Source organism: Bacillus sp. CIS52, from assembly GCF_053545315.1.
In genome coordinates this window covers 1,382,423-1,406,602 of sequence record NZ_JBIUFR010000001.1, presented here as the reverse complement: position 1 = coordinate 1,406,602, position 24,180 = coordinate 1,382,423, and the positions used below count along the sequence as shown (strand labels likewise).

The window sequence follows — 24,180 nt, the reverse complement described above, 5'->3', positions numbered from 1 at the left end:
TCCAGCACCTCTTACAGATTTTTTTCTTCGTAATCTGCGATTTTGCCGATCCGCCGTTCGTGGCGGCCGCCCGTAAATTCAGTCGTCAGCCAGATTTTTGCGATTTCGCGCGCCAGACCCGGGCCGATGACGCGTTCCCCCATCGCAAGAACATTCGTATCATTGTGTTCCCGCGTCGCTTTTGCGCTGAAGGTGTCATGCGCAAGCGCACAGCGTATTCCTTTTACCTTGTTTGCGGAAATGCTCATGCCGATGCCTGTGCCGCAAATTAAAATTCCCCTGTCAACTTCACCGTTCACCACTTTTTCCGCTACCGGAAAAGCGTAGTCAGAATAATCAACAGAACCGCTGCCGCATTCACAGCCCATATCAATGTATTCAATCTGCAATTCATCCAGCAGACTTTTGATTTCTTCGCGGATATGGACGCCGCCGTGATCTGACGCAATAGCTACTTTCATTCATTTACCTCCTAGGTGTGGCTGGGCGAAGACAGCCCAGTGTGCTTGTCCTTTTTTACGAAATCCGTTGATTTTATTCTACTCTTTCATATTCGTTTTGCAAATGACCTGTTTGCAGATTTTCTGACAGATTACTTGCTTTTTCCGTCAAGCAATTGGTCAGCCAAAAGGGTCAGCAGTTCCTCCAGTTCGTCCCGCGTCCTTTTATAAACATCAAGCGGACCGCCGAACGGGTCAGAAATATCGCCGCTTTTTCCCGTTACGTATTCTTTAATGGTAAATACTTTACCATGACTGTTTCGATATCGGCTTTCGATCAGCTGTTTATGCTGTTCGGTCATCGTCAGCACCAGATCGGCCGTCTCGATATGTTCTTCCGTTAAGGGAGATGAACTGTGATTGAGAGCGATCCGTTTTTCAAACAGCGCTTCCACGGCATGAGCCGACGCTTTTCCGTTCGGGGACGCGAATACTCCGGCAGAGCTTGCGCTGACGTCCAGCCCTTTCGTTACTGCAATGGATTTGAAAAGAGCCTCAGCCATGGGACTGCGGCACGTATTGCCTGTACAAACAAAGATTATTTTCATATCCGTCACCTCTTACTGCCTATTATAAATGAAGAAAAAAGAAACGGCATCTTCGTTTCTTTTTTACTCAGCCCTATATCGGTAAAAGCAGTTTCAGCCCGAATCCGATCAAAATGGCTCCGCCGAGGGCTTCGCTGTAGGAGCCGAGCCATGATTGCACCTTTCTTCCGGCCAAGAGCCCCGCCCATGTTAAAACGGTGCTGAAGATTCCGAACAGCGCAACGGCCAGCATCGGGTTGGAGCCGTTCATCCCGAGGCTGAGCCCGACAGAAAAACTGTCAAGACTGACACCGACCGCGAATAAGAACAGTCCCGAGCCTGCCGGAGATATGAGCGGCCCGTCCGATTGTTTAAACGAAGCGATGATCATTTGCACTCCTAAAATGAAAAGAAGAGACCCGCCGATGTAAACGGCAAGCATCCCCAGAAAACCGGACAGCAGATGCCCGGCCGCCATTCCTGCCAGCGGCATGATGACATGAAACAGCCCGATGACAATTCCTATATGAAAGATTTGTTTTTTCTTCAGCTGAATCATTCCCATTCCGAGCCCGACGGAAAAAGCATCCGTCCCCAAAGCAAATGCCATGATGCTTAAGGAGACAAGCTCCCCGATGAATAGATTCGACATGAAATAAAAAACCCCCTTGGACGTGCCCGCTTGTTTAGCTTATGCATGTCCGAAAAGGGGTAGAACAAGTTAATGGATAACGGTGCCGCCCGCAGCCTTCATCAGCCTGTTCATAATGGCGAGTCCCACTCCGGTGTCCGGAAAGGATTCAGAAATAATCATATCCACTTTTGCATCATCAAAGCTGCGGAGCGCATCGTACAAGGCGGACGCCACTGTTTCAAGGTCGGCGCGCCGGCCGCATACCTTAATAAAATCAGCCTCGTACCTATCGGCATTCTCCTCTGTTGTCAGAATGCCGATCCGTTTTCCCCGGCTTTTATATTCGTCAGCCAGCTCTTGAATTCTCAGAGCGCCGCCGTCGGCAATAGCCATCGGCGCAGAAGGCGCATAGTGTGTATATTTCATACCGGGAGAAATAGGAACCTGATCTTCTTCGGTCAGCCCTTTATCCACAAGAACCGGACCGGCTGCGGATTCAATCTGTTCTTTTGTCACGCCGCCCGGACGAAGCAGCACGGGCTGTTTCCCCGTACAGGACAGAACAGTTGATTCCACTCCGATTCCGGTCGCTCCGCCGTCCACAATGCCGGCAATGCGGCCGTTTAAATCATGAGCCACATGCTCGGCCTTCGTCGGGCTCGGTTTTCCTGATAAATTGGCGCTCGGCGCTGCGATCGGCAGTCCGGCCGAACTGATGAGGGCTAACGCCACCGGATGATCAGGCATTCTGACCGCTACCGTCTCAAGTCCCGCGGTGACACGGGGGGACAGCACGCCGGGCTTACACGGCAAGACCAGAGTCAGCGCGCCCGGCCAAAAAAGCGTCATGAGCTTTTTCGCCGTTTCAGGAATATGGCTGATAAAACGATCAAGCTGGCTGATGTCAGATATATGCACAATCAGCGGATTATCGCTCGGCCTTCCTTTCGCCTCATAAATTTTCGTTACGGCTTCCGTATTTTCAGCGTTAGCGCCCAGTCCGTAAACGGTTTCTGTCGGAAAAGCCACAACTTCATTCTGCCGGAGCAATTCCGCGGCTTGTGTAATCTGGGGATCGGTTGTGGATAATTTTGCGGAAGAATCCACAAACCATCTTCTTGTTTTCATGTATAACCAAACTCCTTATTTTAAAGCGGTAAAACTTTATTTTCTCTCATGTATTCCTTTTGAAAGTATAAAAGATGTCCTTTAATAAAACAAGTGTTATCCACAAACTGTGGACAACACTTTTCGATAAGTGGATAACTTTGTGCATAAGTGAGGTTATGCAGAGGTTTTCACCATCAAAAACGAACCTTCTGTGCATAACGAATTGCGGAAATGCTCGGACGTATACAGTTCATCAGGCACATCGGCGCATTCTTCAAATCCCATCACACTCAGAAATTCAGCAGATGAGGGCTGATTGGCGACTAAGTAGACATCTTGAATTTCATGTTTTTTGCACAGCACATCCATACTTTGAAACAGCGTAACGATATGGCTTTGGTTCAGCCTGTCCGACATAACGAGTGAACGGAGAAGCCCTTTTCCGCCGCTGAATTTTTCGATCCCGAGACAGGCGGCAATCTCTTTCTCACTGTCCTCCAGCATGATAAACCGGCTGATCTGCTGATCGATTTCCGCATGTGCCGTATCAGCCTTTTTCAAAAAGGCCTCCAGCGCCTCCGTATCTTGATCTCTTGCCACTCTCAGCTGATAAAACATATCTTTCCCCTCCGTTTCGATCAACTCTTTCTTCCAATCTATGAATCGAATCCGGATTTATGCCTTTTTGCTTCAGGAAAACAGATCTGAAATCCAATCGACGAGGAAAAACTTCACTTCTGTATCATCGTCATCTTTATTTTCTTTCTTCGCTTTATCAGCTTTCGCTTTGACGTCATCCATCACTTTTTCTGTCTGTTTTTTCGTTTCTTCCTGCTTCTGTCCGCCGTCTTCCTGATCTTTCACCGCTTCACCGTTTGAGAAATCAAGGAAGCACAGCGGCGGAAACAAGACGCACCACCAGTTGGCGCCCTCGCCATTGCCGAGGGTAATTAAAATCGCTTCATATTTTCCGGCCGGATAGACCATATTGCCGTAAAGCTTTGTCGGAAACGAAATTTTATTGAATTCAACTGAAACGGATTGATGCGCACCTTTTTCTTTCATTGTTTGTTTGGCGATTTCTTTAATTTCAGGAAGCTTTGAACGGATGAGCCGCCGCGCTTCTTCAATAGAAGTGATATCTTTCACCCAGCCTGTGATTTCCTTGTTTACAGCATCTCTGATCTGGCGCTTGAGCTTTTGATCCTCATCTTTATCACTGTTGGCTAAGATCCGAAGCCGTATCGCTTCATCCGGTATGACAACGGGCTCATTGGCTGACGCCCGTGCCGTTTCTTCTTTCGTCAAGCCCGCAAGCGCTCCTGATAATAAAAGAAAAATATATATGCAGATCATCATTGTCTGTTTCATCGGTCCCCACCGTTCCTCTCCGTGCTTTTTTATCTAGTCTCATTATGGACATGACCGAAAAGGTTTAAACCGGCGGGAAGAAAAAAATCTAGCAAGCTGATAATCTGCATTGACAGACTCAGAATATGGTACGATATTATTTTGATAGGAGGGTTTTAGATGAAATATAATTACACCGTGCTGCTGTCGGCGGCATGTATGTCTGTCATTTATTCTATTTTGTATGTTCATCAATTTATTTTCGCGGCTTTCATTTCGATGGCATTTTATTTTTTGTTTCCCTATTTGATTTTTGCGCTGCCGCTTCAATACTTTTTGAATAAAAAGCCGAAGAGATTCCATCCGCTTTATTTCCTTTATTATTTAGGAACGTCATTTGTCGCAAACGGGATCATCTTCGGTCTGTTGCAGCCGTCAGGCCAATCTCTGTTTTCTAATTCGGCCTTTTATATTTTTGCGGTTTTAACAGCCGCCGTCTATTGGGTGTGGGATTCCGTATTGCTGCAAAGACAAAGTCCGGCTACAGAAGCGTAATCAGCAGACAGACGGCTGAAGGCAGAGCGGCGCAAAAGAAAACGGCTGCCATCTTTAAACGGGCGTGCCGGCCTTCTTTTGTTTCAGAATGATAATTGGCCCGCTGTTCTGCTCCGCTTACGGCCAACCCGGAAACGATGATCGCTGTGATGATAAGAACGGCCGTAACGGCACCGAAAATGCCGTCAAAGCCAAACGGCAGAACAAACCCCGCCGCATAAGCTGCGGCGGCCAGTATACATCCGAAAGCAAATGCTTTTTTCAAGGCGGATACCCCTTTCATTTTCTTTCCATTGTAACAAAAGCCTGCCGTGTGCGTCACCGGCAGGCTTTTTTCATGATGTGATGACCGCGGATACGGTTCTGTCTTTTCCATTGATGTCCTTTATGACTTCCACTTCCGCATTCGGAAAGGAATGACGGAACAGGTCTTTCACGGCTTTTCCCTGATTATATCCGATTTCAAAGACGACAAGCGCTTTATCTTTCATGACAAGAGGCAGCTCCTCCATAAACCGCTTGTAGAATTTTAAACCGTCTCCGCCGTCCGTAAGAGCATGAAGCGGCTCATGAAAACGGACGATATCGGATAACTCCGCCATCTCTTCTTCAGAAATATACGGCGGGTTGGACACAATAATATCCGATTTTATTCCTGATGAAATAAAAGGAGTCAACAGATCTCCCTGCAAAAAGCGGACGTCCGCTCCGAGGTTTTGCGCATTTCTTTCCGCCACCTGAAGCGCTTCTTTTGAAATGTCCGAAGCCGATACTGAAAAATGTCCGCATTCAAGCGCAAGCGTCACTGCAATGGCTCCGCTCCCCGTTCCGATATCAATTACATTCAGGCGTTCTCCCTCAGAAAACACCCGCTTCTGTCTGTCCAGCAGATGAAAGACGACTTCTTCCGTTTCCGGACGCGGAATGAGAACATCGTCATTCACAAAGAATTCCCTGCCGTAAAACTGTTCTTTCCCGATAATATATTGAATCGGAATGCCTTCTTTATGCATTTCCACATGCCGTCTGAAACGGTATAGCTCATCCTCGCCGACAGGCTCCTGCAGACTTGCGAGAAGCTTGCTCCGATCCATTCCCGTATCATTTAACAGCAGCAGCTCGGCCGCGTTTTTTTCTCTTCCCGCTTCGGTTAAATAAGAAGAAGCCCAGCTTAGGGCTTCAAAAATGGTCTTCATCTTAATTTTCCGCCTGCTGGAGCTTGCTTGACTGGTCTTCTACGATTAACGCTTCAACCACTTCATCAAGCTTCCCTTCAAGGATTTGGTCCAGCTTTTGAATCGTCAGTCCGATGCGGTGATCCGTCACACGGTTTTGCGGGAAATTGTATGTGCGGATACGTTCAGAACGGTCGCCTGAACCGACGGCTGATTTGCGTGTCTGATCATATTCAGCCTGGGCTTCCTGCTGGAATTTGTCATAGATTCTGGCGCGGAGCACCTTCATCGCTTTTTCTTTGTTTTTAATCTGAGATTTTTCATCCTGACAGGATACGACGACACCCGTCGGCAAATGCGTCAGGCGTACGGCCGACATTGTCGTGTTTACGCTCTGTCCGCCCGGTCCGCTTGATGCGAATGTATCGACGCGGATATCCTTTTCATGGATGTCCACTTCTACTTCTTCCGCTTCCGGAAGACACGCCACCGTCGCCGTAGACGTATGAATGCGGCCGCCTGATTCCGTTTCCGGCACCCGCTGCACGCGGTGCGCCCCATTCTCATACTTCAGCTTGGAGTACGCGCCTTTTCCCGTAATCATAAAGATGATTTCCTTGTAACCGCCCGTTCCGGTCACGTTTGCTTCCATGACTTCGGTCTTCCAGCCTTGGATTTCGGCATAGCGGGAGTACATTCTGTAGAGATTTCCCGCAAACAGCGCGGCTTCTTCTCCGCCCGCTGCGCCGCGGATCTCCATGATTACGTTTTTGTCATCGTTCGGGTCTTTCGGGATGAGGAGCACTTTCAAACGCTCTGATAAGGTTTCGGTCTCTCCCTGCAGCTCGGAGATTTCTTCCTTCACCATTTCTCTCATATCGGCATCAAGCTTATCCTCAAGCATTGCTTTCGCATCGGCAAGCTGTTCTGATGCGTCTCTGTATTGTCTATAGACTTCAACAGTTTCCTGTATATCAGATTGCTCTTTCGAATATTCTCTAAGCTTTTTCGGATCGTTGACCACTTCCGGATCACTTAAAAGCTCATTTAATTTTTCGTATCGTTGTTCAATTGACTGTAAACGGTCTAACACGGTCTTCACCTCTGTTTTCCTGTGCGTAACATTCTCATTATAGTATAGGGCTTATCACCAGTCAAAAGCAATCGGCCTCTGCTATACTGAAACAAAAAAGGAGGAGCGGATATGCTGAAATCCATCCACCATATAGCAATCATATGCTCTGATTATGAAAAGTCGAAAGCTTTTTACACCGAAACGCTCGGTTTCGGCATTATAAAAGAAACCTATCGAAAGGAGCGCGGGTCTTATAAACTCGATCTGGCGCTGGACGGCACATATGTGATTGAATTGTTTTCCTTTCCCGATCCGCCCGAGCGGCCGACCCGTCCTGAAGCAGCAGGTCTCCGGCACCTCGCCTTCACTGTAAACGATCTTGAAGCGGCTGTCAGGGAGTTAAAGGAAAAGGGCATCGACACAGAACCGGTCAGAACCGATCCGCTGACGGGGAAACGCTTTACCTTTTTCTTCGATCCCGACAAGCTTCCGCTGGAATTGTATGAAGCGTAACGTTTTTTGAAGAAATGTTGCTTTCTTTGGCGAATTCCTTCTTGTTTTGTCTAACATGAAGGGAACGCCGCCTCATGGTCGAATACCTAGCTAAAAAGGAGGTATGTGATCATGAATACAAACATGGCCGCGAAAGAACTCGGTGTCTCCGCAAAAACGGTGCAAAGGTGGGTCAAGCAGCTGAATCTTCCGGCTGAACGAAATGAGCTCGGGCATTATTCCTTTACGCCTGAGGACCTTGATGTACTGAAATCGGTCAAACGGCAAATTTCTGAAGGCACTGCTCTGCTGGACGTGCAAGTGCCCCGGCAGCCGAAAAAACGGACGGGCTTTATTTTGCAGCGGCCGAAAACCAGCGGCGGCGCCGAACAAAGGTTGGCAGAGCTGGAACGTAAACTGGATATTCTCACGAAAGAGAAACAGGACGGGAACCAACTGCTATCAAGAATAGCTGAGCTGGAACGCCAGCTCAAACAAAAGGCGGATGAAGGTGTGTCTTATCAGCTTCTACAGCACAGACGGGAAATCGACGACCTCAATGCCGAATTGCAGACATTGGCCTCCCGCATCCAGGAACTTGCCCAGACAGCTCCCCTCTCAGAAACAGCCGCTTCTTCAGAACATAAGAAACCCAGAAAAAAAACGAGATTTTCGCCTTTTAAATTTCAATTCTAATTAAAAAAGCTCCCTGAAGCAGGGAGCTTTTCATTATGCAGTCAGCGCAATGATGATCGGCAGTGAGATTAGAGATAAAATCGCACTGATCACGAACGCAGACGCAGTTTCTTCCTCTTGTTTTTCGAAACGTGTGGCAATCATCGCCGCTACCGCAGATCCAGGGAATGCAACAAGCAATACCGCTTTTGTGATCTGGTCAGCCGGAAGTCCGACTGCAAGAGCGATCAAGTACATCAGTGCAGGCTGAACGGCAACTTTTAACAAAGCGATACCGAAAGCCGGCACACTGAGCTTGATGTTGCGGATACCGACAGTTACACCGACGGCGAAGAGCGCAACACCTGATGTTGTGCTTCCGAGCTGCTCAAGCATTTTATCGCCGAGCTCAGGAAGACTTACACCGAACAGCACAAGGATGATACTGATGAGCGGTGCAGCCGCAAGCGGTTCGGAAAGACCGTGAAGAATAGACTTACCAGTCATTTTCCAGAAATTCTCATTTTCACTGTCTTGCTTCTTAGATGACTCACCGACAGTAGCGATAATGATCGCAATCGGATCAAGCATAGCGTTAACCACGATACCCGTTACGGCAATAGGAATCGCTACTTCGTTTGCGCCGAATAAGCTTCCGAGTACAGGAATACCCATAAATGCAAATGTCGGCTGTGCTGAGTTTAAAGAAAATACAGATGAGTTCGTTAAATCATACTTAAAGATGAATTTACAAACCAGCAGAATGACGATATAGAATCCGACGATCCCGATGATCAAAGCGATCATTAAAGGAACCTGTGTTAAAAACGCACTTCTTGAAGTGGTTAAAATACTGGCGATAAAATGCGCCGGAAGCGCGTACTTCGTAACTAAGGTACTTACCCCTTTTGCTGACTTCGCGTCATAACTTCCGAAGCGACCTGCGAACCAACCCAGCACGATCACGAAAAAGATCGGTGCCAGGAGGATTAAAATATCTAAGAAGCTCAAAATATTCTCCTCCAAATCCTTAATGTCCGTATACTTTAGCCTTTATATAAAAGCTTTCCCTCGGACTGTAAAATTAATCGTAAAATTATTTAGCTACAACTTGTTTGTATTGCGGTTTCCACATTGCATCAAGAACGGCTTGTTCTACATTTTCAGGAATGCGGTTTGCCACGCCTTCTTTAATTGCAGTTTCTGCTACGGCGATCGCAACTTTAATTGAAACTTCTTGTAAGTCGCTCATGCTCGGCAGAAGACCTGCACCCGGTGTTTCAAAATCAACGCTTTCTGCGATTGCGTCAGCAGTTGCCGCAAACATTGCAGGAGTAATCACTTTCGCTTCTACAACGATTGAACCGAGGCCAAGTCCAGGGAACGCGAATGCGTTGTTAGATTGTCCGATTTCATGAGAAACGCCATTGTACTCAACATTGTCAAACGGGCTTCCTGTTGCCACAAGAACTTTACCGTCAGTCCATTTGAAAAGATCGCTAGGAACGGCTTCAGCAAGCGGTGTCGGGTTAGACATCGGCATGATGACCGGACGCTCAACATGTTTTGCCATTTCTTTTACGATTTCTTCACTGAATGCGCCGCTTTGGCCTGAAGTACCGATTAAGATCGTCGGTTTTGCTTGACGGATCACTTCAATGAAAGGAATTTGTCCATTTTCATCGCGTTTCCAATCTTTAATTTCTTCAGCTGTGCGCAGGTACGGCTCTTGGAAATCAAGAATGTTTTCCATACCTTCAACTAACAGGCCTCTGTAGTCCATTGTGTAGAATGCTTTGTTGGCTTCTTCTTCAGAAAGACCGGCAAGCACCATAGTGTCGCGGATTTGGTCAGCGATTCCGATTCCGGCAGATCCCGCACCGAAGACAACCACACGCTGATCTTTAATAGAAGCACCTGTTTTCTTCATAGCTGCAAGCACACCTGCAAGCGTAATCGCACCAGTACCTTGAATATCATCGTTGAAAGTAAGAATTTCATGATTGTATTTCTTCATGATATTGCGCGCGTTTTTGTTTCCAAGGTCTTCCCAGTGAAGAAGAGCTTTAGGGAAATATTTAAGCGCAGCTTTTACATAAGCGTCAATGAAAGCTTCGTAACGTTCGCCTTGGATACGTTCATGGCGGTTACCGATGTATAAAGGATCGTTCAGAAGTTTTTCATTGTTCGTACCGACGTCAAGAACGACAGGAATAACACGGCTTGGATCAATACCGGCAGCGGCTGTGTATACAGCTAATTTACCGATGGCGATGTTAATTCCGCCTACACCCCAGTCACCGATTCCGAGGATGCTTTCTGAGTCTGTCGCAACGATCAGATCAATATCGCCGGCAGTGGCATGAAGGTTTTCAAATGCTTCTTCAATGCCTTCCACATTGTCGATAGAAAGGTAAATCCCTTGAGGTCTTCTGTACTCATGGCTGTATTCTTGAATCGCTTCACCTACAGTCGGTGTGTAAACAACCGGCAGCATTTCGCGAAGATGGTTTTGAAGCAATTTAAAGAAAAGAACTTCGTTACGGTTTTGCAAATCATTCAAATATACGTTTTGGCGAAGGCGGTCCGGCTGAGCCTGAAACTGCTCGTATGCGCGTTTAGCCTGTTCATCAAGAGACAGAATTGTCGGAGGAAGCAGCCCGTCTAATCCAAGGCTTTTTCTTTCCTCTGCTGAAAACGCAACGCCTTTATTTAAAGTAGGGATAGATAGAACTTCTTTTCCTCTTAAAGTAGTTTCTAAGTTGCCTTCCTTCGTTACTTTAATATTATTCAAGAAAATCTCCTTCTTTCTTCAAATAGTTAACAAAGTTAAGTAATTACCCAATTTGGTTAATGTGATCGCGATCTGCTATATCTTTTTTTGACAATTATTCGAACAATGTCTCATAACTATTTACATTACTTAGTCATTTTATGCCTGTAAAAATGAAAATTCAAGAGATGAAAATTACTTAATTTTTTCATACTCTTTTTTAAGTTATTTAACTACAATATTTGAAAAAACGTCAAAAAAACACCGGAAGTTTTACCGATGTTTTCATGAAAAGGGTTATTTATCAGTCTGTTTTTTCGGCACTTCGTGATGATGCCTGCATCTCGCTTCGTATGACTCTGATGCGCCGACTAAAATGACCGGGTCATCATAGGAAGCGGGCTTCCCGTCAATTAAACGCTGCGTACGGCTTGCCGGCGACCCGCAGACAGAGCATACCGCCTGCAGCTTCGTTACCGATTCGGCAACCGCCATCAGATTCGGCACAACGCCGAACGGCTCTCCGCGGAAATCCATATCAAGTCCGGCCGCGATGACACGATAGCCTTTATCGGCAAGCCGGGATAAGTCGTCAATGATCGATTCGCCGAAAAACTGCACTTCATCTACCGCGATGACGTCCGTGCTTTCACTGATATGATCCCATATTTCAGCCGAAGACGAGATGACGTGGCTTGTCATGGATGTGCCATTGTGAGAAACGACAGCTTCCTCACTGTAGCGATTATCAATGGCAGGTTTGAATACCTTAACCTCCTGCTTCGCATATGTCGCTCTTTTCACTCTGCGGATCAGCTCTTCTGATTTCCCAGAGAACATGCTGCCGCATATCAGCTCAAGCCATCCGCTTTGCTTCATTATGTACATAGGCTATCCGCTCCCCTTTTTTCCTGTTTATAGACATAAAAAACAGGCAAGAAGCAATTCTTGCCTGCCTGTAAAATCTATTATTACTTAAGACCGTATTTTTTGTTAAAGCGATCAACACGACCATCAGCAGAAGCGAATTTTTGACGTCCAGTGTAGAATGGGTGGCATTCAGAGCAAATCTCAACGCGTACCTCTTCTTTTACTGAGCCTGTTTCAAATTCATTTCCGCAAGCGCATTTAACTGTTGCTTTTTTGAAATTAGGATGAATTCCTGCTTTCATTGTATCCATCTCCTTCCGCCCTGAATCCCATGTGGAAACAGAGTTATTATTCCGGAGCGAATCCGGAACGCATATGAGAGAATTATATCAGTCATTTACTGCATTTGCAAATACATTTTTTATCAGCGGCGGGCTGATGATGACAGGTTCGCCTGCTTCCATTCTTGGTTGATCAGATCGAAGAATTCCTGATTCGTTTTCGTTTTTTTCATTTTTCTCATAAACTTCTCTGCGAAGTCCGGAGAATCAGACATCGACTTGCGGATCGCCCATAAACGGTCAAGATGCTCTTTCGGCACGAGCAGCTCTTCTTTCCGTGTGCCGGAGCGGCGGATATCGATCGCCGGGAAAATCCGTCTTTCCGCAAGAGAACGGTCAAGGTGGAGCTCCATGTTGCCCGTTCCTTTAAATTCTTCATAGATGACGTCATCCATCCGGGAGCCCGTGTCTACGAGTGCCGTCGCTAAAATGGTCAGGCTGCCGCCCTCTTCAATGTTTCTCGCGGCACCGAAAAAGCGCTTCGGACGATGGAATGCAGCCGGGTCAATACCGCCGGAAAGCGTACGTCCGCTTGGCGGGATAACGAGGTTGTAGGCGCGTGCCAGGCGGGTAATGCTGTCCATCAGGATGATAACGTCTTTTTTGTGTTCAACGAGACGCATCGCCCGTTCAAGCACAAGCTCCGCTACCTTGATGTGATTTTCCGGCACTTCATCAAACGTGGAGCTGACGACATCGCCCGCTACGGAACGTTCGATATCCGTTACTTCTTCCGGTCTTTCATCAATTAAGAGCACGATCAATTCAGCGTCAGGCTGATTTGTCGTAATGCTGTTAGCGATTTCTTTTAACAGCATGGTTTTACCGGCTTTCGGCGGCGCAACGATCAGACCGCGCTGGCCGAAACCGACAGGAGCCATCATATCGAGAATCCGTGTTGAGAGATAATTCGGTTTCGTCTCAAGCACCATTTGGCGGTCGGGATAAAGCGGAGTCAGCGCAGGAAAATGAACGCGCTCCTTCGCGGATTCCGGATCATCGCCATTTACCGCTTCAACGTGCAAAAGTCCGTAATAGCGTTCGTTCTCTTTCGGCGGGCGCACCTTGCCGGAAACTTTGTCACCGTTTCTTAAATCAAAGCGGCGGATCTGGGAAGCAGAAATGTAGATATCTTCTGAGCTTGGCGAGTAATTAATCGGTCTGAGGAAGCCGAACCCTTCCGATTGGATGATTTCGAGCACGCCTTCCATAAACAGAAGATCCTCCTGCTCGGCGTTGGCTTTCAGTATGGCAAAGATTAATTCTTTTTTGGTCAGTTTGCTGTAATAGGAGATTTTATAATGTCTTGCCAGTTCGTACAGTTCTTTTAATTTCATATTTTCCAAAGAGGAAATAGATACGTCTTTCATAAAAAACACCACGCTTTTCATAGTCAATGTATTGCTGTTTTCATTCAAATCGGCTGCTTTGCATGATTCCGCCAAAGCACATTCTTTTATAAAACATTCAGGAACTTCTATCGGTAACACTTCCACCCATGATCGGCGCTTTTTTTAAAAAGGATTGTCTTAATGAGTTTTGAAGGAAGCGAGGACAAAAACTTGAGAAGATCAATATTTATATCGTCTGTATGCGGTAGAATTTGAAAATTTCCCAGTACTCAAAAGAAGGAATGACACAGAAAAATCGCAGCACTCTTTATTTTTACCTCATTTTAAAAAATTATTCAACTTAAATAATGCTTTGACATATAAATGATAGGGTTGACTCTTTTTTGCAAAAGAAAAGCGGGACGGAAAGTCCCGCTTTTTTCTCTATTTATGGCCGGATCACAAGATTTGGTTTTTTCTTCAGGCTGTGTCTTCCGTCAACGAATCGGACTGTTCCTGATTTCGCCCGGATAACCAGACTTTCGGTCGTGCCGACTGTGCCTTTGAACTGAACGCCTTTCAAAAGCTCTCCGTCCGTTACGCCCGTTGCCGCAAAAATGGCGTCGTCTCCCCTCACAAGGTCCTCCATCCGGAGCACTTTGGATACATCAAGGCCCATCCGCTCACAGCGGGCTTGCTCTTCCGCACTTTGCGGCAGAAGCCTGCCGATGATTTCACCGCCGAGCGCTTTTAACGCAACGGCAGACAGCACGCCTTCTGGTGCCCCGCCTGAGCCGAAGAGAATGTCTACGCCCGTATGGTCAAAGGCCGTATTGATGGCGCCCGCGACATCACCGTCGTTGATCAGTTTGATTCTGGCGCCGGCCTCACGCAATTCAGAGATGATTCTTTCATGTCTGTCGCGATATAAAATGGTTGCCACGACATCTTCAATGTCTTTGTTTTTCGCTTTCGCAACAGCTTTTAAGTTATCAATGACAGGAGCTTCGATGTCGATGCAGCCTACCGCTTCAGGTCCGACCGCAATTTTTTCCATATACATATCAGGAGCGTTCAGCAGTGTTCCATGGTCAGCGACCGCGATCACCGTCAGCGCATTCCAGCCGCCGCTGGCTACGATGTTAGTGCCTTCAAGAGGATCGACGGCGACATCGACGCGGGGGCCGTATCCGTTTCCGAGCTTTTCGCCGATGTAAAGCATCGGGGCTTCGTCCATCTCGCCTTCCCCGATAACGACCGTGCCTTTCATCGGCACCGTGTCAAACACGTCACGCATGGCGCTTGTCGCCGCATCATCGGCTTCATCCTTTTTCCCGCGGCCCATCCATCTGGCAGATGCTAAAGCCGCCGCTTCAGTAACCCGAACCAATTCCATTGATAAGCTTCTTTCCATTTCAACACGATCTCCTCTCAAAAGTCCGCATTTCTATGAATTTTGGAGCTGTTCTATCTCTTCGTCCGTCAGCCTCTGCCGCCAGATTGTGGCGCCCAGACCTTCGAGTTTTTTCTCAAGATTGCTGTAGCCGCGGTCCAAATGCTCAAGACCGGTAATTTCCGTTACGCCGTCGGCCATCAGCCCTGCTACGACCAGACAAGCGCCTGCACGCAGATCGCTCGCCTTTACTTTTGCGCCCTGCAGCTCTGCCGGACCGGTGATAATCGCCGACCTGCCTTCCACTTTCATGTTGGCCCCCATCCGTCTCAGCTCATCAATATGCTTAAATCTGGCCGAGTAGATGGTGTCAGTCACGACACTCGTGCCTCCCGCTCTCGTTAACAAAGATGTCATCGGCTGCTGAAGGTCAGTCGGGAATCCCGGGTAAACAAGCGTTTTTACGTCGACCGGTTTTATCTGCTTCTGCCCGCCGAGCATAAGAAGCTGGTCGTCACTCGTCTCGATGTGAAAACCCATTTCCCTGAGCTTCGCCGTCAAAGACTCCAGATGGGTCGGTATGACATTATCAATAATGACTTCTTTCCCCATCGCCGCGCCGGCGATCATAAAGGTGCCCGCCTCAATTCTGTCCGGGATGATGGTATGTCTGCACCCGTGCAGCTCTTTCACGCCGTCGATTCTGATCACATTGGTTCCCGCGCCTTTTATCTTTGCGCCCATGCTGGTGAGCAGTGTGGCAACATCAATAATCTCAGGTTCCTTGGCGGCGTTTTCTATCACGGTTTTTCCTTCAGCGAGCACAGCGGCAAGCATGATATTGATCGTCGCCCCGACGCTGACGACGTCTAAATAAATCCGTGCGCCTCTCAGCCTTTCGGCGCGCAGATAAATCGCGCCTTGTTCATTGGTGACTTCAGCCCCAAGCGCCTCAAACCCTTTTATATGCTGGTCAATCGGCCGAGGCCCGAGATGGCACCCGCCCGGCAGTCCGATGACCGCCTGTTTGAAGCGGCCGAGCATCGCGCCCATTAAATAATAAGAAGCGCGGAGTTTTTTCACTTTGCCGTTGGGAAGCGGCATGCTGATCATCGGTGAAGGGTCCACGACCATTTCTCCTTTTTCAAAATGGACGTTTCCGCCGATTTCTTTCAGCAGGTCACGCAGCGTTTCAATATCTGAGATCTCCGGAAGCCCTTCGATCGTTACTTCGGAATTTGCCAGAATGGTTGCGGGTATCAATGCGACGGCGCTGTTTTTCGCACCGCTGATATGTACGGTTCCGTTTAACGGATCGCCGCCGGCAATATTCAACTTTTCCATGATAGTCTCCTTCCATAAGAAGATAGCTGCGGAGCATAAATAAAATGGCATTTTATTCTGTCTCTGCAAATAAAGCTCTTGTCCAAAATGTAGCCAATTCGAAGAGAAAGAATACAAGGACATTATAAAATAACAGGAAGAAAATAGCGAAGCTTTACGGGGCATTTTTTACACAGGATGCACAGAGACCCGCCGGGTTCACATTCCGGGGAACTTTGATATGAAGGCCCGCCGTCAAACAGGAAATAGGGTGCGGCAAACGGATGCAACCGGTTTGCCGCCCATTACACCCTTATTTATTCCAGTCTGCCAAAAATTGCTCAATGCCTTTATCCGTTAACGGATGTTTTGTCAGCTGGTGAATGACTTTCAGCGGCATCGTACCGATATGTGCACCGCGCAAAGCCGCTTCAGTCACGTGCTGCGCATGACGGATGGAAGCTGCGATGATTTGTGTATCAATGTCATGAAGGTCAAAAATCTGTCTTACTTCTGAAATCAGGTCAAGGCCGTTATGGCCGATATCATCCAGGCGGCCTAAGAACGGAGATACATAAGTCGCTCCGGCTCTTGCGGCTAAAAGCGCCTGGTTGGCGCTGAAGATGAGCGTTACGTTTGTTTTTATGTTCAGGTCGCTCAGCGCTTTTACGGCTTTTAACCCTTCAGACGTCATTGGGATTTTCACCGTGATATTCGGCGCGATTTTCGCCAGTTCTTTACCTTCTTCAATCATTTCTTCAGCATTCAGGGAAATGACTTCTGCGCTTACTGATCCGCTCACGACTTCCGTAATTTCACGAAGTCTGTCATGGAAAGTCACGTCAGCTTCTTTTGCTACTAAACTAGGGTTTGTCGTCACTCCGGCAAGAACGCCAAGTTCGTAAGCTTCTTTAATCTCGTCAATGTTTGCTGTATCAATGAAAAATAACATAAGGAAAGCCTCCCCAGTAATAAGTTTTCAGAACTGTAAAACATGATTGCGCTTTCTAAAGGTAAGACATAAAACCGCCTGTCAATGCTGTCAGGCGGTTTATGGATGTTACACCGGATTAAGCTTGGTTTGAAGAACCGAACTCACGCATTTTACCGATAACCGTTTCTTTGATCGCTTCACGAGCAGGTCCAAGATATTTACGAGGATCGTATTCGTCCGGCTTAGCTGCCAATGTTTCGCGGACAGCTTTTGCAGAAGAAATTTGGTTTTCAGTGTTTACGTTGATTTTAGCCGTACCAAGTGAGATTGATTTTTTAATGTCGGCAGTCGGAATTCCTGTACCGCCGTGAAGTACTAACGGAAGGCCGGTTGATTTGCCGATGTCTTCCATTTCTTTGAAACCGAGGTTCGGTTCGCCTTTGTAAGGGCCGTGAACAGAACCTAATGCAGGTGCAAGGCAGTCGATGCCAGTGCGCTCTACAAGTTCTTGACACTCTTTAGGGTCAGCATAGATTACGCCTTCAGCGATAACGTCATCTTCCTGTCCGCCGACAGTTCCGAGCTCAGCTTCAACTGAAACGCCGTGGAAATGAGCAAGCTCAACCACTTTAGATGTAGTTGCTACGTTTTCCTCAAACGGATGGTGAGATGCGTCGATCATTACAGAAGTGAAGCCTGCATGAATCGCTTTCGCACAAGATTCAAAGCTTGAACCGTGGTCTAAGTGAATGGCAACAGGTACTGTCACTTTGTATTCTTCCATAAGAGCTTTAACCATGGCAACGACTGTTTTGAAGCCGCCCATGTAGCGTCCCGCGCCTTCTGAAACACCTAGAATAACCGGGGATTTTTCCTCTTCTGCTGCTTGTAAAATAGCTTGAGTGAACTCAAGGTTATTTAGGTTAAATTGTCCAACAGCATATCCTTTTTCTTTAGCTGTATTCAACATTTCCGTCATTGAAACTAAAGGCATGTCGAAAGTCCTCCTTATGTAGCCTGATTTGCTTCTTCTCGAAAAAAGCTTTCCACCCTATAGCATGACCATAAAAACCTGTCATATGTAAAACAACAGATCGCTTTTTCTCCATCTCTAGGATACCAACTTTTCGACAAATCGGCAACACAATGACATAATTGTTTCTAATTTTATTAATTCGATTTTAGAGGTAAATACTTTTTCACCGCGTCTCTGATCTCGTCAATGTCGAAAGGTTTTGCAAAATGAGTCAGCGCTCCGAGCTCTTTTGATTCCTTAATCATATCGAGTTCTCCGTAAGCGGTCATAATAATGACGCGGATGGAGCCGTCGATCATTTTCATGCGTTTGAGAATTTCGATTCCGTCCATGCCGGGGATTTTCATATCTAAAAGCACAAGATCCGGCCGTTCTTTCGTTACGATGTCCAGCGCCTGTATGCCGTTGGCGGCCTGAAACGTCTGGTACCCTTCTTTATGAAACACTTCATTGAGCAATATACGTATACCATATTGGTCATCTACGATTAAAATCTTTTCATTCATCATTTTACACCCCAATATTATCATTTTCGTCAAAAGGAAGCAGTTGTTAATGTATTCTGTTTGATTTTCACATTTCCTTTAATTATAATAGTCTACTTTCCGACATTTTCTGAGCATTTTCTCTTTTGTTGTATACTGTTCTTGTTAGTGTAAAGGAGGTTTCACTCATGTTAAAGATCTTTACGACGCAGCTTGCAGGCATTTTTTCCCGCATTCAGGATAAGGAATCCGAAGCAATAGAAGACGGCGCACGGCTGCTGGCTCAGGCTGCCGTCAGCGGCCATTCCATCTATTTATACGGCGCAAATGAGATGCAGGGCATTTTGTGCGAGGCGGAACTCGGCTCTGAACCGATGCCTTCGGTCAAGGCGTTTCCGGATACAGCTGATTCGATTACAGAAAGCGACAGGGTGCTGATGTTCTGTTCAGGCCCGGGTACGGCTGAAGAACAGGCGCTGGCAAAAAAACTTTATGAAAAAGGGATCGGCCTTGTGTGCGTGTCTCCCGTCATCAAGGATCAAACCGGGATTGAGGCATTTTGTGATGTTCATATTGACAGCAAATTAAAAATGCCGCTTCTGCCCGATGAAGACGGAACAAGATACGGCTTTCCTTCATTAATGACAGGCCTGTATGTCTATCACGCACTGTCCTTTACATTAAAGGAAATGGTGCAGGAATATAACTGATGAAGAAAAAAGACTTGCCGCTTTTAACGGAGGCAAGTCTTTTTTTATTACTTCTGTTCGGCAGCTTGTACGGAAGCGCCGATAAAGTCTTTGAATAAAGGCTGAGGTCTTGTCGGTCTTGATTTGAACTCAGGGTGGAATTGGCAAGCGACATACCAAGGATGGTCTTTCAGCTCGATAATTTCCACAAGGCGGCCGTCAGGGCTTGTGCCTGAGAACACAAAACCGTTCTCTTCCATTTGCTGTCTGTATTCATTGTTGAATTCATAACGGTGGCGGTGGCGTTCGTATACCACTTCATCCGCATACGCTTCGAAAGCTTTCGTGTCTTCCTGAAGCTTACAAGGGTACAGTCCGAGACGAAGCGTTCCTCCGAGATCCTCGACATCTTTTTGTTCAGGAAGAAGGTCAATGATCGGATAAGGAGTGGACGGATCGATCTCCGCAGAGTGAGCCCCTTCCAGACCTAATACGTTTCGTGCATATTCAATGGATGCAATCTGCATACCGAGGCAAATGCCGAAGAACGTAATTTTATTTTCACGCGCGTACTTGGCGGCGATGATTTTCCCTTCTACACCGCGGTCTCCGAAACCGCCGGGCACGATGATTCCGTCTGTGCCGTCAGTCAGCTCTTGAATATTGCTTTCCGTCACTTCTTCGGCGTTAATCCATTTGATCTTCACATCAGCGTCAAACGCATAGCCCGCGTGGCGCAGTGATTCAACGACTGAAATGTAAGCGTCCTGAAGCTCGACGTATTTTCCGACGAGGCTGATTGTAATGGTTTTAGACAAGTTTTTCACTCTTGTGACAAGGTCTTTCCATTCCGTCATATCCGGATCTTTGCACTCTAATTTCATATGATCGCAGACAAGCTTATCGAGTCCCTGCTCCTGAAGGTTAAGCGGGATGGAGTAAAGGTTGTCCGCATCTTCACATTCAATAACGGCTTTCGTGTCAATATCGCAGAAGAGCGCGATTTTATCTTTCATATCTTGAGAAATCGGCATTTCTGTGCGCACGACGATGATATTAGGCTGAATGCCGAGGCTTCTCAGCTCTTTTACGCTGTGCTGCGTCGGTTTTGTTTTCAGCTCGCCCGCCGCTTTGATGTACGGAACAAGCGTACAGTGAATGTACATTACGTTTTCATGGCCGATGTCGCTTTTCATTTGACGGATGGCTTCAAGGAACGGAAGGGATTCGATATCTCCCACGGTTCCGCCGATCTCAGTAATGACTACATCTGCATTTGTTTCTTTGCCGGCGCGATAAACGCGGTCTTTCAGTTCATTTGTGATATGCGGAATGACCTGAACCGTTCCACCGAGGTAGTCCCCGCGGCGTTCTTTCTTCAATACAGCAGAGTAGATTTTACCGGTCGTCACATTGCTGAATCTGTTCAGATTAATGTCAATGAAACGCTCGTAGTGCCCTAAGTCAAGGTCAGTCTCAGCGCCGTCATCGGTTACGAACACCTCACCGTGCTGGTACGGGCTCATCGTTCCCGGGTCAACGTTGATATAAGGGTCAAATTTTTGGATGGTGACGCTCATGCCTCTGTTTTTCAACAGGCGGCCCAGTGATGCTGCCACAATTCCTTTTCCGAGTGAAGATACAACTCCCCCGGTTACAAAAATATATTTCGTCATTTCGTTTGCTCCTCTCTTCGGTCTGCGCTACATTCTTTAAAATGTGCCGTTTTATAGAAAATCATTTCACTAAAAACAAATGATGTATAAAAGAATTTGGGAGATGAAAATAAGAAAGCTCCCTTTCAATTTCTTGAAAGGGAGCGTAGCACTCTTATGAATTCTCTTCTTTTTGAAGAGCCCAAAATACATACTACATAGTTCGACAATGAAAGTCAAGATCGTTTTGCTGCTATGAAATCAGCGTTTTTGATCCTCGTCTTCATCCTCATCATCTTCCTCATCTTCTTCAAGCATATCCTCTTCGATCTCAAGATCGTCGTCATCTTCTTCATCGTCGATATCTTCGTCGTCAAAGCTGTCTGCTTCAAGATCAATATCTTCTTCCAATTCATCGAGATCGATGTCATCTTCATCAACTTCCTCGAATTCGTCAAGATCAAGATCTTCCTCAACGGCTTTTTTCGCTTTTTTCTTTTTCGCTTTTACAGTCGGCTGTGTTTCTTCGTCCAGCTGATCGTACGGATACCAGCTGCGAAGCCCCCAAGTCTGATCTGACAGAGCAATAAAGCGGCCGTCAATGTTGAGGTCGGTATAAAATTGGGCGATGCGGTCACCCAGTTCCTCTTTCGTAACACCGAGCAAGGAAGTAATTTCATTCAGCAGCTCCTGGAACGGAACCGGTTTTTTATGTTCTGAGAAAATTTCGTGAGCGATTTCAACTAAAGCCATCTGCTTCAGCTGTTCCTGAGAATATTGTTTGATACTCAAGGTCGGACACTCCCTTTCTATTACTTATATGTATCTGTTTCTATCCTATAATAAGAACGATTTTGTATTGTTTTGTTCATAAACCATACCTCTCATTATAAACAAATTAAAACAGAATATGCTACCCTTAACAGTGTAATTTAAGAAATTTTAGAGGCGTCCCTTCATAATTCGGCCGATGTGCGAAAACAAAGCCGCCGGCATATGCGCGGGCGGCCTGCTTCTCTCTATGAAGACTCTTGTTTTTCCGTACCGAATACAGACATGGCGAGCAATTCACTGACATCATAAGTGCCGATCGCGTCTTCGGCTTCTTTCGCTTTTGTACCGTCACCGAGCATGGTCAGGCAGTAAGGGCAGCCGGAGCTGATGACCGTCGGGCTGACAGAAAGCGCCTGCTCAGTCCGGGCCGTGTTGATTCTCACTCCCGTTTCTTCTTCCATCCACATGAGGCCTCCCCCGGCGCCGCAGCACATTCCATTTTCGCGGCTGCGCTCCATTTCCTTCAATTGAACGCCCGGGATGGCTTTTAAGATCGCTCTCGGCGGCTCATACACTTCATTGTATCTGCCTAAATAGCATGAGTCATGGAAGGTGATCGTTTCATTCACCGGATGAAGCGGTTTTAGTTTCCCCTGCGACACCAGCTCGGCTAATAATTCAGTATGATGATAGACTTCAGCCTGGAATCCGAAATCCGGATATTCATTTTTGAACATATTATAGGCGTGCGGGTCAATCGTGACGATTTTTTTGATCCCGTGTTTTTCAAATTCGCCGATGTTGTGTTCCGCCAGCTCTTGGAACAGAAACTCGTTACCTAAACGGCGCGGCGTATCGCCTGAGTTTTTTTCTTTATTGCCGAGTATCGCAAAGGATACGCCCGCTTCATTGAGCAGTTTTGCAAATGAGACGGCGATCTTTTGGCTTCTGTTGTCATAAGAACCCATTGAACCGACCCAAAACAAATAATCAAACTCTTTCTCTTGTTTTTTCATTTCTTTCACTGTCGGAATCTCTGTATCCGTCTGCTCCCGCCAGTTTTCCCGCTCTTTCCGGTTTAAGCCCCACGGGTTTCCCTGTCTTTCAATGCTTGTCATGGCCCGCTGCGCGTCGCTGTCCATCTTCCCTTCCGTAAGCACAAGATAGCGGCGCAGATCGATAATTTTATCAACGTGTTCATTCATGACCGGACATTGATCTTCACAGTTGCGGCATGTGGTGCACGCCCAGATTTCCTCTTCCGTAATGACCTCGCCGATTAAGCTCGGGTTGTAGTCAATGGCTGCCGCCGCTTCACGCGACCCTCCCCCTGAGGAAGCCGCCGCGAGCTGATTCGCCTTCGTATGCTGAAAAACGGGCGCGGGCACCCACGGAGATTTTGATGTCACGGCAGCGCCCTTTTCCGTCAGGTGGTCTCTCAGCTTTAAGATGAGATCCATCGGTGAAAGCATTTTGCCCGTACCGGAAGCAGGACACATATTTGTACAGCGGCCGCATTCGACGCAGGCATAAAGATCGACAAGCTGGGAGCGGCGGAAGTCTTCAATCTTTCCGACACCGTAGCTTTCTTTCGTTTCATCGGTGAAATCAATTTTTTCCAGTTTCCCTTTTGAATCCAGCCTGCTGAGGAACACATTCGCCGGACCCGCAATTAAGTGTGCATGCTTTGACTGCGGCACGTACACTAAAAAGCTGAGCAAAAACAACAGATGAAGCCACCATGAAACATAAAACACGGCGGCTGCGGCCGGTGCTGAAAGACCGCCGAGCACAAACGCAATGGAGGAAGCGATCGGCTCCGTCCAGGACAAAGAATGATCGTGCCATAAAAGGTTCATGGCGTTCCCAAGAAGCACCGTCACCATCAGTCCGCCGATGAACAGCAGGACAAGCCCCGCTTTAAACCCGCGTTTCAGTCTGACGAGTTTTTCAATGTAGCGCCGGTAAAACGCCCAAACCACAGCGATTAAAATAAGAAACGTGACGATTTCCTGAAAAAACGCAAACGCCGGATAAAGCGGGCCGAACGGCAAATGCCGGTCGGGAAGCAGCCCTTTCAGAATAAAATCAATTGCGCCGAACTGAACGAGTATAAATCCGTAAAAAAACAGAACGTGGATGATTCCGCTTTTTTTATCTTTCAGCAATTTTTTCTGTCCGAACACATTCACCCATATCATTTGCAGACGTTCTTTCAGGCGTTTATCAAATTCTTCCCTTTGGCCGAGCTTAATATAAGCGATCCTCGTTCTGATCAGGTAAACGAATAAATAAACGGCGTAAGCGGTTACAGCTAAGAACAGCAACGCGTTTACCATGAGAAAAGCGTTCATCTTGTCTCCCCCTTTGTTCTGATTCCCCTCTGCATTGTCATATCTTTACTTTATCATAAATAATGAATGAGTGTTCAGTCAATAATTAAATTCGCATTCTCAGGGCACACTACGGATACTTCGGAAAGG

General features: G+C 47.0%; 26 protein-coding genes and 1 pseudogene. 4 read left to right on the top strand and 23 right to left on the bottom strand.

Annotated elements, in window-relative coordinates; translation table 11 throughout:
* Positions 1–11 precede the first annotated feature (11 nt).
* The 6 genes from rpiB to spoIIR all read right to left on the bottom strand — a co-directional run bounded on the left by rpiB (position 12) and on the right by spoIIR (position 4,142).
* Positions 12–461 (bottom strand): ribose 5-phosphate isomerase B, encoded by a 450-nt coding sequence (rpiB, locus tag ACH32G_RS06735; protein WP_016937637.1) that lies wholly within the window; start codon positions 459–461, stop codon positions 12–14.
* A gap of 131 nt (positions 462–592) precedes the next feature.
* A complete protein-coding gene (locus ACH32G_RS06730) occupies positions 593–1,048 on the bottom strand; it encodes a low molecular weight protein arginine phosphatase (protein WP_047475863.1) in 456 nt (151 codons plus the stop codon).
* A 73-nt stretch (positions 1,049–1,121) separates the two neighbouring features.
* A complete protein-coding gene (locus ACH32G_RS06725; protein WP_016937635.1) occupies positions 1,122–1,679 on the bottom strand; it encodes a manganese efflux pump MntP in 558 nt (185 codons plus the stop codon).
* Between the two features lie 69 nt (positions 1,680–1,748).
* Positions 1,749–2,789 (bottom strand): L-threonylcarbamoyladenylate synthase, encoded by a 1,041-nt coding sequence (locus ACH32G_RS06720; RefSeq protein ID WP_047475864.1) that lies wholly within the window; start codon positions 2,787–2,789, stop codon positions 1,749–1,751.
* Positions 2,790–2,945: 156 nt separating this feature from the next.
* A complete protein-coding gene (locus ACH32G_RS06715; protein ID WP_029575296.1) occupies positions 2,946–3,389 on the bottom strand; it encodes a hypothetical protein in 444 nt (147 codons plus the stop codon).
* 72 nt (positions 3,390–3,461) lie between these two features.
* Entirely contained in the window at positions 3,462–4,142 is a 681-nt protein-coding gene (gene spoIIR / locus ACH32G_RS06710; RefSeq protein ID WP_016937632.1) for a stage II sporulation protein R, read from the bottom strand.
* A gap of 159 nt (positions 4,143–4,301) precedes the next feature.
* Between spoIIR and ACH32G_RS06705 the strand changes: the two genes are divergently transcribed.
* Positions 4,302–4,676, top strand: a complete 375-nt coding sequence (locus tag ACH32G_RS06705) for a UPF0715 family protein (protein WP_045926574.1) — start codon at positions 4,302–4,304, stop codon at positions 4,674–4,676.
* Here the strand turns inward: ACH32G_RS06705 and ACH32G_RS06700 are convergent.
* The 3 genes from ACH32G_RS06700 to prfA all read right to left on the bottom strand — a co-directional run bounded on the left by ACH32G_RS06700 (position 4,663) and on the right by prfA (position 6,944).
* Positions 4,663–4,941 (bottom strand): DUF5316 family protein, encoded by a 279-nt coding sequence (locus ACH32G_RS06700; protein WP_029575295.1) that lies wholly within the window; start codon positions 4,939–4,941, stop codon positions 4,663–4,665. The genes ACH32G_RS06705 and ACH32G_RS06700 overlap by 14 nt on opposite strands.
* A gap of 70 nt (positions 4,942–5,011) precedes the next feature.
* Positions 5,012–5,872, bottom strand: a complete 861-nt coding sequence (gene prmC, locus ACH32G_RS06695; protein ID WP_016937629.1) for a peptide chain release factor N(5)-glutamine methyltransferase — start codon at positions 5,870–5,872, stop codon at positions 5,012–5,014.
* Between the two features lies 1 nt (position 5,873).
* Positions 5,874–6,944 (bottom strand): peptide chain release factor 1, encoded by a 1,071-nt coding sequence (gene prfA / locus ACH32G_RS06690; protein WP_029575294.1) that lies wholly within the window; start codon positions 6,942–6,944, stop codon positions 5,874–5,876.
* Positions 6,945–7,055: 111 nt separating this feature from the next.
* Here prfA and gloA2 point away from each other — a divergent pair, with 111 nt between their 5' ends.
* Both gloA2 and racA read left to right on the top strand, forming a co-directional pair.
* Positions 7,056–7,439: an SMU1112c/YaeR family gloxylase I-like metalloprotein gene (gene gloA2, locus ACH32G_RS06685; protein WP_045926575.1), complete on the top strand. Its 384-nt coding sequence runs from the start codon at positions 7,056–7,058 to the stop codon at positions 7,437–7,439.
* 111 nt (positions 7,440–7,550) lie between these two features.
* Positions 7,551–8,114 carry a chromosome-anchoring protein RacA gene (racA, locus tag ACH32G_RS06680; protein WP_016937626.1) on the top strand — a complete coding sequence of 188 codons (564 nt, stop codon included), beginning with the start codon at positions 7,551–7,553 and terminating at the stop codon, positions 8,112–8,114.
* A 33-nt stretch (positions 8,115–8,147) separates the two neighbouring features.
* Here racA and ACH32G_RS06675 read toward each other — a convergent pair whose 3' ends face one another.
* The 11 genes and pseudogenes from ACH32G_RS06675 to spo0F form a co-directional block, all read right to left on the bottom strand.
* Positions 8,148–9,104 (bottom strand): AEC family transporter, encoded by a 957-nt coding sequence (locus tag ACH32G_RS06675; RefSeq protein ID WP_016937625.1) that lies wholly within the window; start codon positions 9,102–9,104, stop codon positions 8,148–8,150.
* Positions 9,105–9,189: 85 nt separating this feature from the next.
* Positions 9,190–10,887, bottom strand: a complete 1,698-nt coding sequence (gene malS, locus ACH32G_RS06670; RefSeq protein WP_016937624.1) for an oxaloacetate-decarboxylating malate dehydrogenase — start codon at positions 10,885–10,887, stop codon at positions 9,190–9,192.
* Positions 10,888–11,163: 276 nt separating this feature from the next.
* Positions 11,164–11,754 (bottom strand): thymidine kinase, encoded by a 591-nt coding sequence (locus tag ACH32G_RS06665; protein WP_016937623.1) that lies wholly within the window; start codon positions 11,752–11,754, stop codon positions 11,164–11,166.
* An 83-nt stretch (positions 11,755–11,837) separates the two neighbouring features.
* The gene (gene rpmE / locus ACH32G_RS06660; RefSeq protein ID WP_003151132.1) at positions 11,838–12,038 is read right to left on the bottom strand and encodes a 50S ribosomal protein L31; all 201 of its coding nucleotides are present in this window, start codon (positions 12,036–12,038) and stop codon (positions 11,838–11,840) included.
* A 122-nt stretch (positions 12,039–12,160) separates the two neighbouring features.
* Positions 12,161–13,447 (bottom strand): transcription termination factor Rho, encoded by a 1,287-nt coding sequence (gene rho / locus ACH32G_RS06655; RefSeq protein WP_003151107.1) that lies wholly within the window; start codon positions 13,445–13,447, stop codon positions 12,161–12,163.
* Between the two features lie 66 nt (positions 13,448–13,513).
* Positions 13,514–13,653 (bottom strand): annotated as a pseudogene (locus tag ACH32G_RS06650) (hypothetical protein); the annotation flags it as partial.
* A 203-nt stretch (positions 13,654–13,856) separates the two neighbouring features.
* Positions 13,857–14,822 carry a class II fructose-bisphosphatase gene (glpX, locus tag ACH32G_RS06645; RefSeq protein ID WP_016937621.1) on the bottom strand — a complete coding sequence of 322 codons (966 nt, stop codon included), beginning with the start codon at positions 14,820–14,822 and terminating at the stop codon, positions 13,857–13,859.
* A gap of 33 nt (positions 14,823–14,855) precedes the next feature.
* The gene (locus ACH32G_RS06640) at positions 14,856–16,145 is read right to left on the bottom strand and encodes a UDP-N-acetylglucosamine 1-carboxyvinyltransferase (protein WP_016937620.1); all 1,290 of its coding nucleotides are present in this window, start codon (positions 16,143–16,145) and stop codon (positions 14,856–14,858) included.
* Between the two features lie 292 nt (positions 16,146–16,437).
* Positions 16,438–17,076, bottom strand: a complete 639-nt coding sequence (gene fsa / locus ACH32G_RS06635) for a fructose-6-phosphate aldolase (RefSeq protein ID WP_016937619.1) — start codon at positions 17,074–17,076, stop codon at positions 16,438–16,440.
* Between the two features lie 118 nt (positions 17,077–17,194).
* The gene (locus ACH32G_RS06630; protein ID WP_016937618.1) at positions 17,195–18,052 is read right to left on the bottom strand and encodes a class II fructose-bisphosphate aldolase; all 858 of its coding nucleotides are present in this window, start codon (positions 18,050–18,052) and stop codon (positions 17,195–17,197) included.
* A gap of 176 nt (positions 18,053–18,228) precedes the next feature.
* Positions 18,229–18,603, bottom strand: a complete 375-nt coding sequence (spo0F, locus tag ACH32G_RS06625) for a sporulation initiation phosphotransferase Spo0F (RefSeq protein ID WP_095241197.1) — start codon at positions 18,601–18,603, stop codon at positions 18,229–18,231.
* A gap of 164 nt (positions 18,604–18,767) precedes the next feature.
* Here spo0F and ACH32G_RS06620 point away from each other — a divergent pair, with 164 nt between their 5' ends.
* Positions 18,768–19,289, top strand: coding sequence for a DUF2529 domain-containing protein (locus ACH32G_RS06620; RefSeq protein ID WP_045926576.1), 522 nt, complete (start codon positions 18,768–18,770; stop codon positions 19,287–19,289).
* A gap of 47 nt (positions 19,290–19,336) precedes the next feature.
* Here the strand turns inward: ACH32G_RS06620 and pyrG are convergent, their stop codons facing one another.
* The 3 genes from pyrG to ACH32G_RS06605 form a co-directional block, all read right to left on the bottom strand.
* Positions 19,337–20,944 (bottom strand): glutamine hydrolyzing CTP synthase, encoded by a 1,608-nt coding sequence (gene pyrG / locus ACH32G_RS06615; protein ID WP_448814134.1) that lies wholly within the window; start codon positions 20,942–20,944, stop codon positions 19,337–19,339.
* A 240-nt stretch (positions 20,945–21,184) separates the two neighbouring features.
* Entirely contained in the window at positions 21,185–21,715 is a 531-nt protein-coding gene (gene rpoE / locus ACH32G_RS06610) for a DNA-directed RNA polymerase subunit delta (RefSeq protein WP_016937614.1), read from the bottom strand.
* A gap of 227 nt (positions 21,716–21,942) precedes the next feature.
* Positions 21,943–24,051: a heterodisulfide reductase-related iron-sulfur binding cluster gene (locus ACH32G_RS06605; protein ID WP_448814133.1), complete on the bottom strand. Its 2,109-nt coding sequence runs from the start codon at positions 24,049–24,051 to the stop codon at positions 21,943–21,945.
* Between the last annotated feature and the right edge of the window lie 129 nt (positions 24,052–24,180).

Bases quoted from the DNA above. Each gene is read 5' to 3' on its own strand.
- rpiB (WP_016937637.1), bottom strand. From the start codon at position 461: ATGAAAGTAGCTATTGCGTCAGATCACGGCGGCGTCCATATCCGCGAA.
- spo0F (WP_095241197.1), bottom strand. From the start codon at position 18,603: ATGATGAATGAAAAGATTTTAATCGTAGATGACCAATATGGTATACGT.
- glpX (WP_016937621.1), bottom strand. From the start codon at position 14,822: ATGGAAAGAAGCTTATCAATGGAATTGGTTCGGGTTACTGAAGCGGCG.
- rpmE (WP_003151132.1), bottom strand. From the start codon at position 12,038: ATGAAAGCAGGAATTCATCCTAATTTCAAAAAAGCAACAGTTAAATGC.
- ACH32G_RS06715 (WP_029575296.1), bottom strand. From the start codon at position 3,389: ATGTTTTATCAGCTGAGAGTGGCAAGAGATCAAGATACGGAGGCGCTG.
- prmC (WP_016937629.1), bottom strand. From the start codon at position 5,872: ATGAAGACCATTTTTGAAGCCCTAAGCTGGGCTTCTTCTTATTTAACC.
- gloA2 (WP_045926575.1), top strand. From the start codon at position 7,056: ATGCTGAAATCCATCCACCATATAGCAATCATATGCTCTGATTATGAA.
- ACH32G_RS06665 (WP_016937623.1), bottom strand. From the start codon at position 11,754: ATGTACATAATGAAGCAAAGCGGATGGCTTGAGCTGATATGCGGCAGC.
- ACH32G_RS06620 (WP_045926576.1), top strand. From the start codon at position 18,768: ATGTTAAAGATCTTTACGACGCAGCTTGCAGGCATTTTTTCCCGCATT.
- ACH32G_RS06630 (WP_016937618.1), bottom strand. From the start codon at position 18,052: ATGCCTTTAGTTTCAATGACGGAAATGTTGAATACAGCTAAAGAAAAA.
- spoIIR (WP_016937632.1), bottom strand. From the start codon at position 4,142: ATGAAACAGACAATGATGATCTGCATATATATTTTTCTTTTATTATCA.
- fsa (WP_016937619.1), bottom strand. From the start codon at position 17,076: ATGTTATTTTTCATTGATACAGCAAACATTGACGAGATTAAAGAAGCT.
- ACH32G_RS06640 (WP_016937620.1), bottom strand. From the start codon at position 16,145: ATGGAAAAGTTGAATATTGCCGGCGGCGATCCGTTAAACGGAACCGTA.
- ACH32G_RS06605 (WP_448814133.1), bottom strand. From the start codon at position 24,051: ATGAACGCTTTTCTCATGGTAAACGCGTTGCTGTTCTTAGCTGTAACC.
- ACH32G_RS06705 (WP_045926574.1), top strand. From the start codon at position 4,302: ATGAAATATAATTACACCGTGCTGCTGTCGGCGGCATGTATGTCTGTC.
- rho (WP_003151107.1), bottom strand. From the start codon at position 13,447: ATGAAAGACGTATCTATTTCCTCTTTGGAAAATATGAAATTAAAAGAA.
- racA (WP_016937626.1), top strand. From the start codon at position 7,551: ATGAATACAAACATGGCCGCGAAAGAACTCGGTGTCTCCGCAAAAACG.
- ACH32G_RS06720 (WP_047475864.1), bottom strand. From the start codon at position 2,789: ATGAAAACAAGAAGATGGTTTGTGGATTCTTCCGCAAAATTATCCACA.
- pyrG (WP_448814134.1), bottom strand. From the start codon at position 20,944: ATGACGAAATATATTTTTGTAACCGGGGGAGTTGTATCTTCACTCGGA.
- ACH32G_RS06730 (WP_047475863.1), bottom strand. From the start codon at position 1,048: ATGAAAATAATCTTTGTTTGTACAGGCAATACGTGCCGCAGTCCCATG.
- ACH32G_RS06725 (WP_016937635.1), bottom strand. From the start codon at position 1,679: ATGTCGAATCTATTCATCGGGGAGCTTGTCTCCTTAAGCATCATGGCA.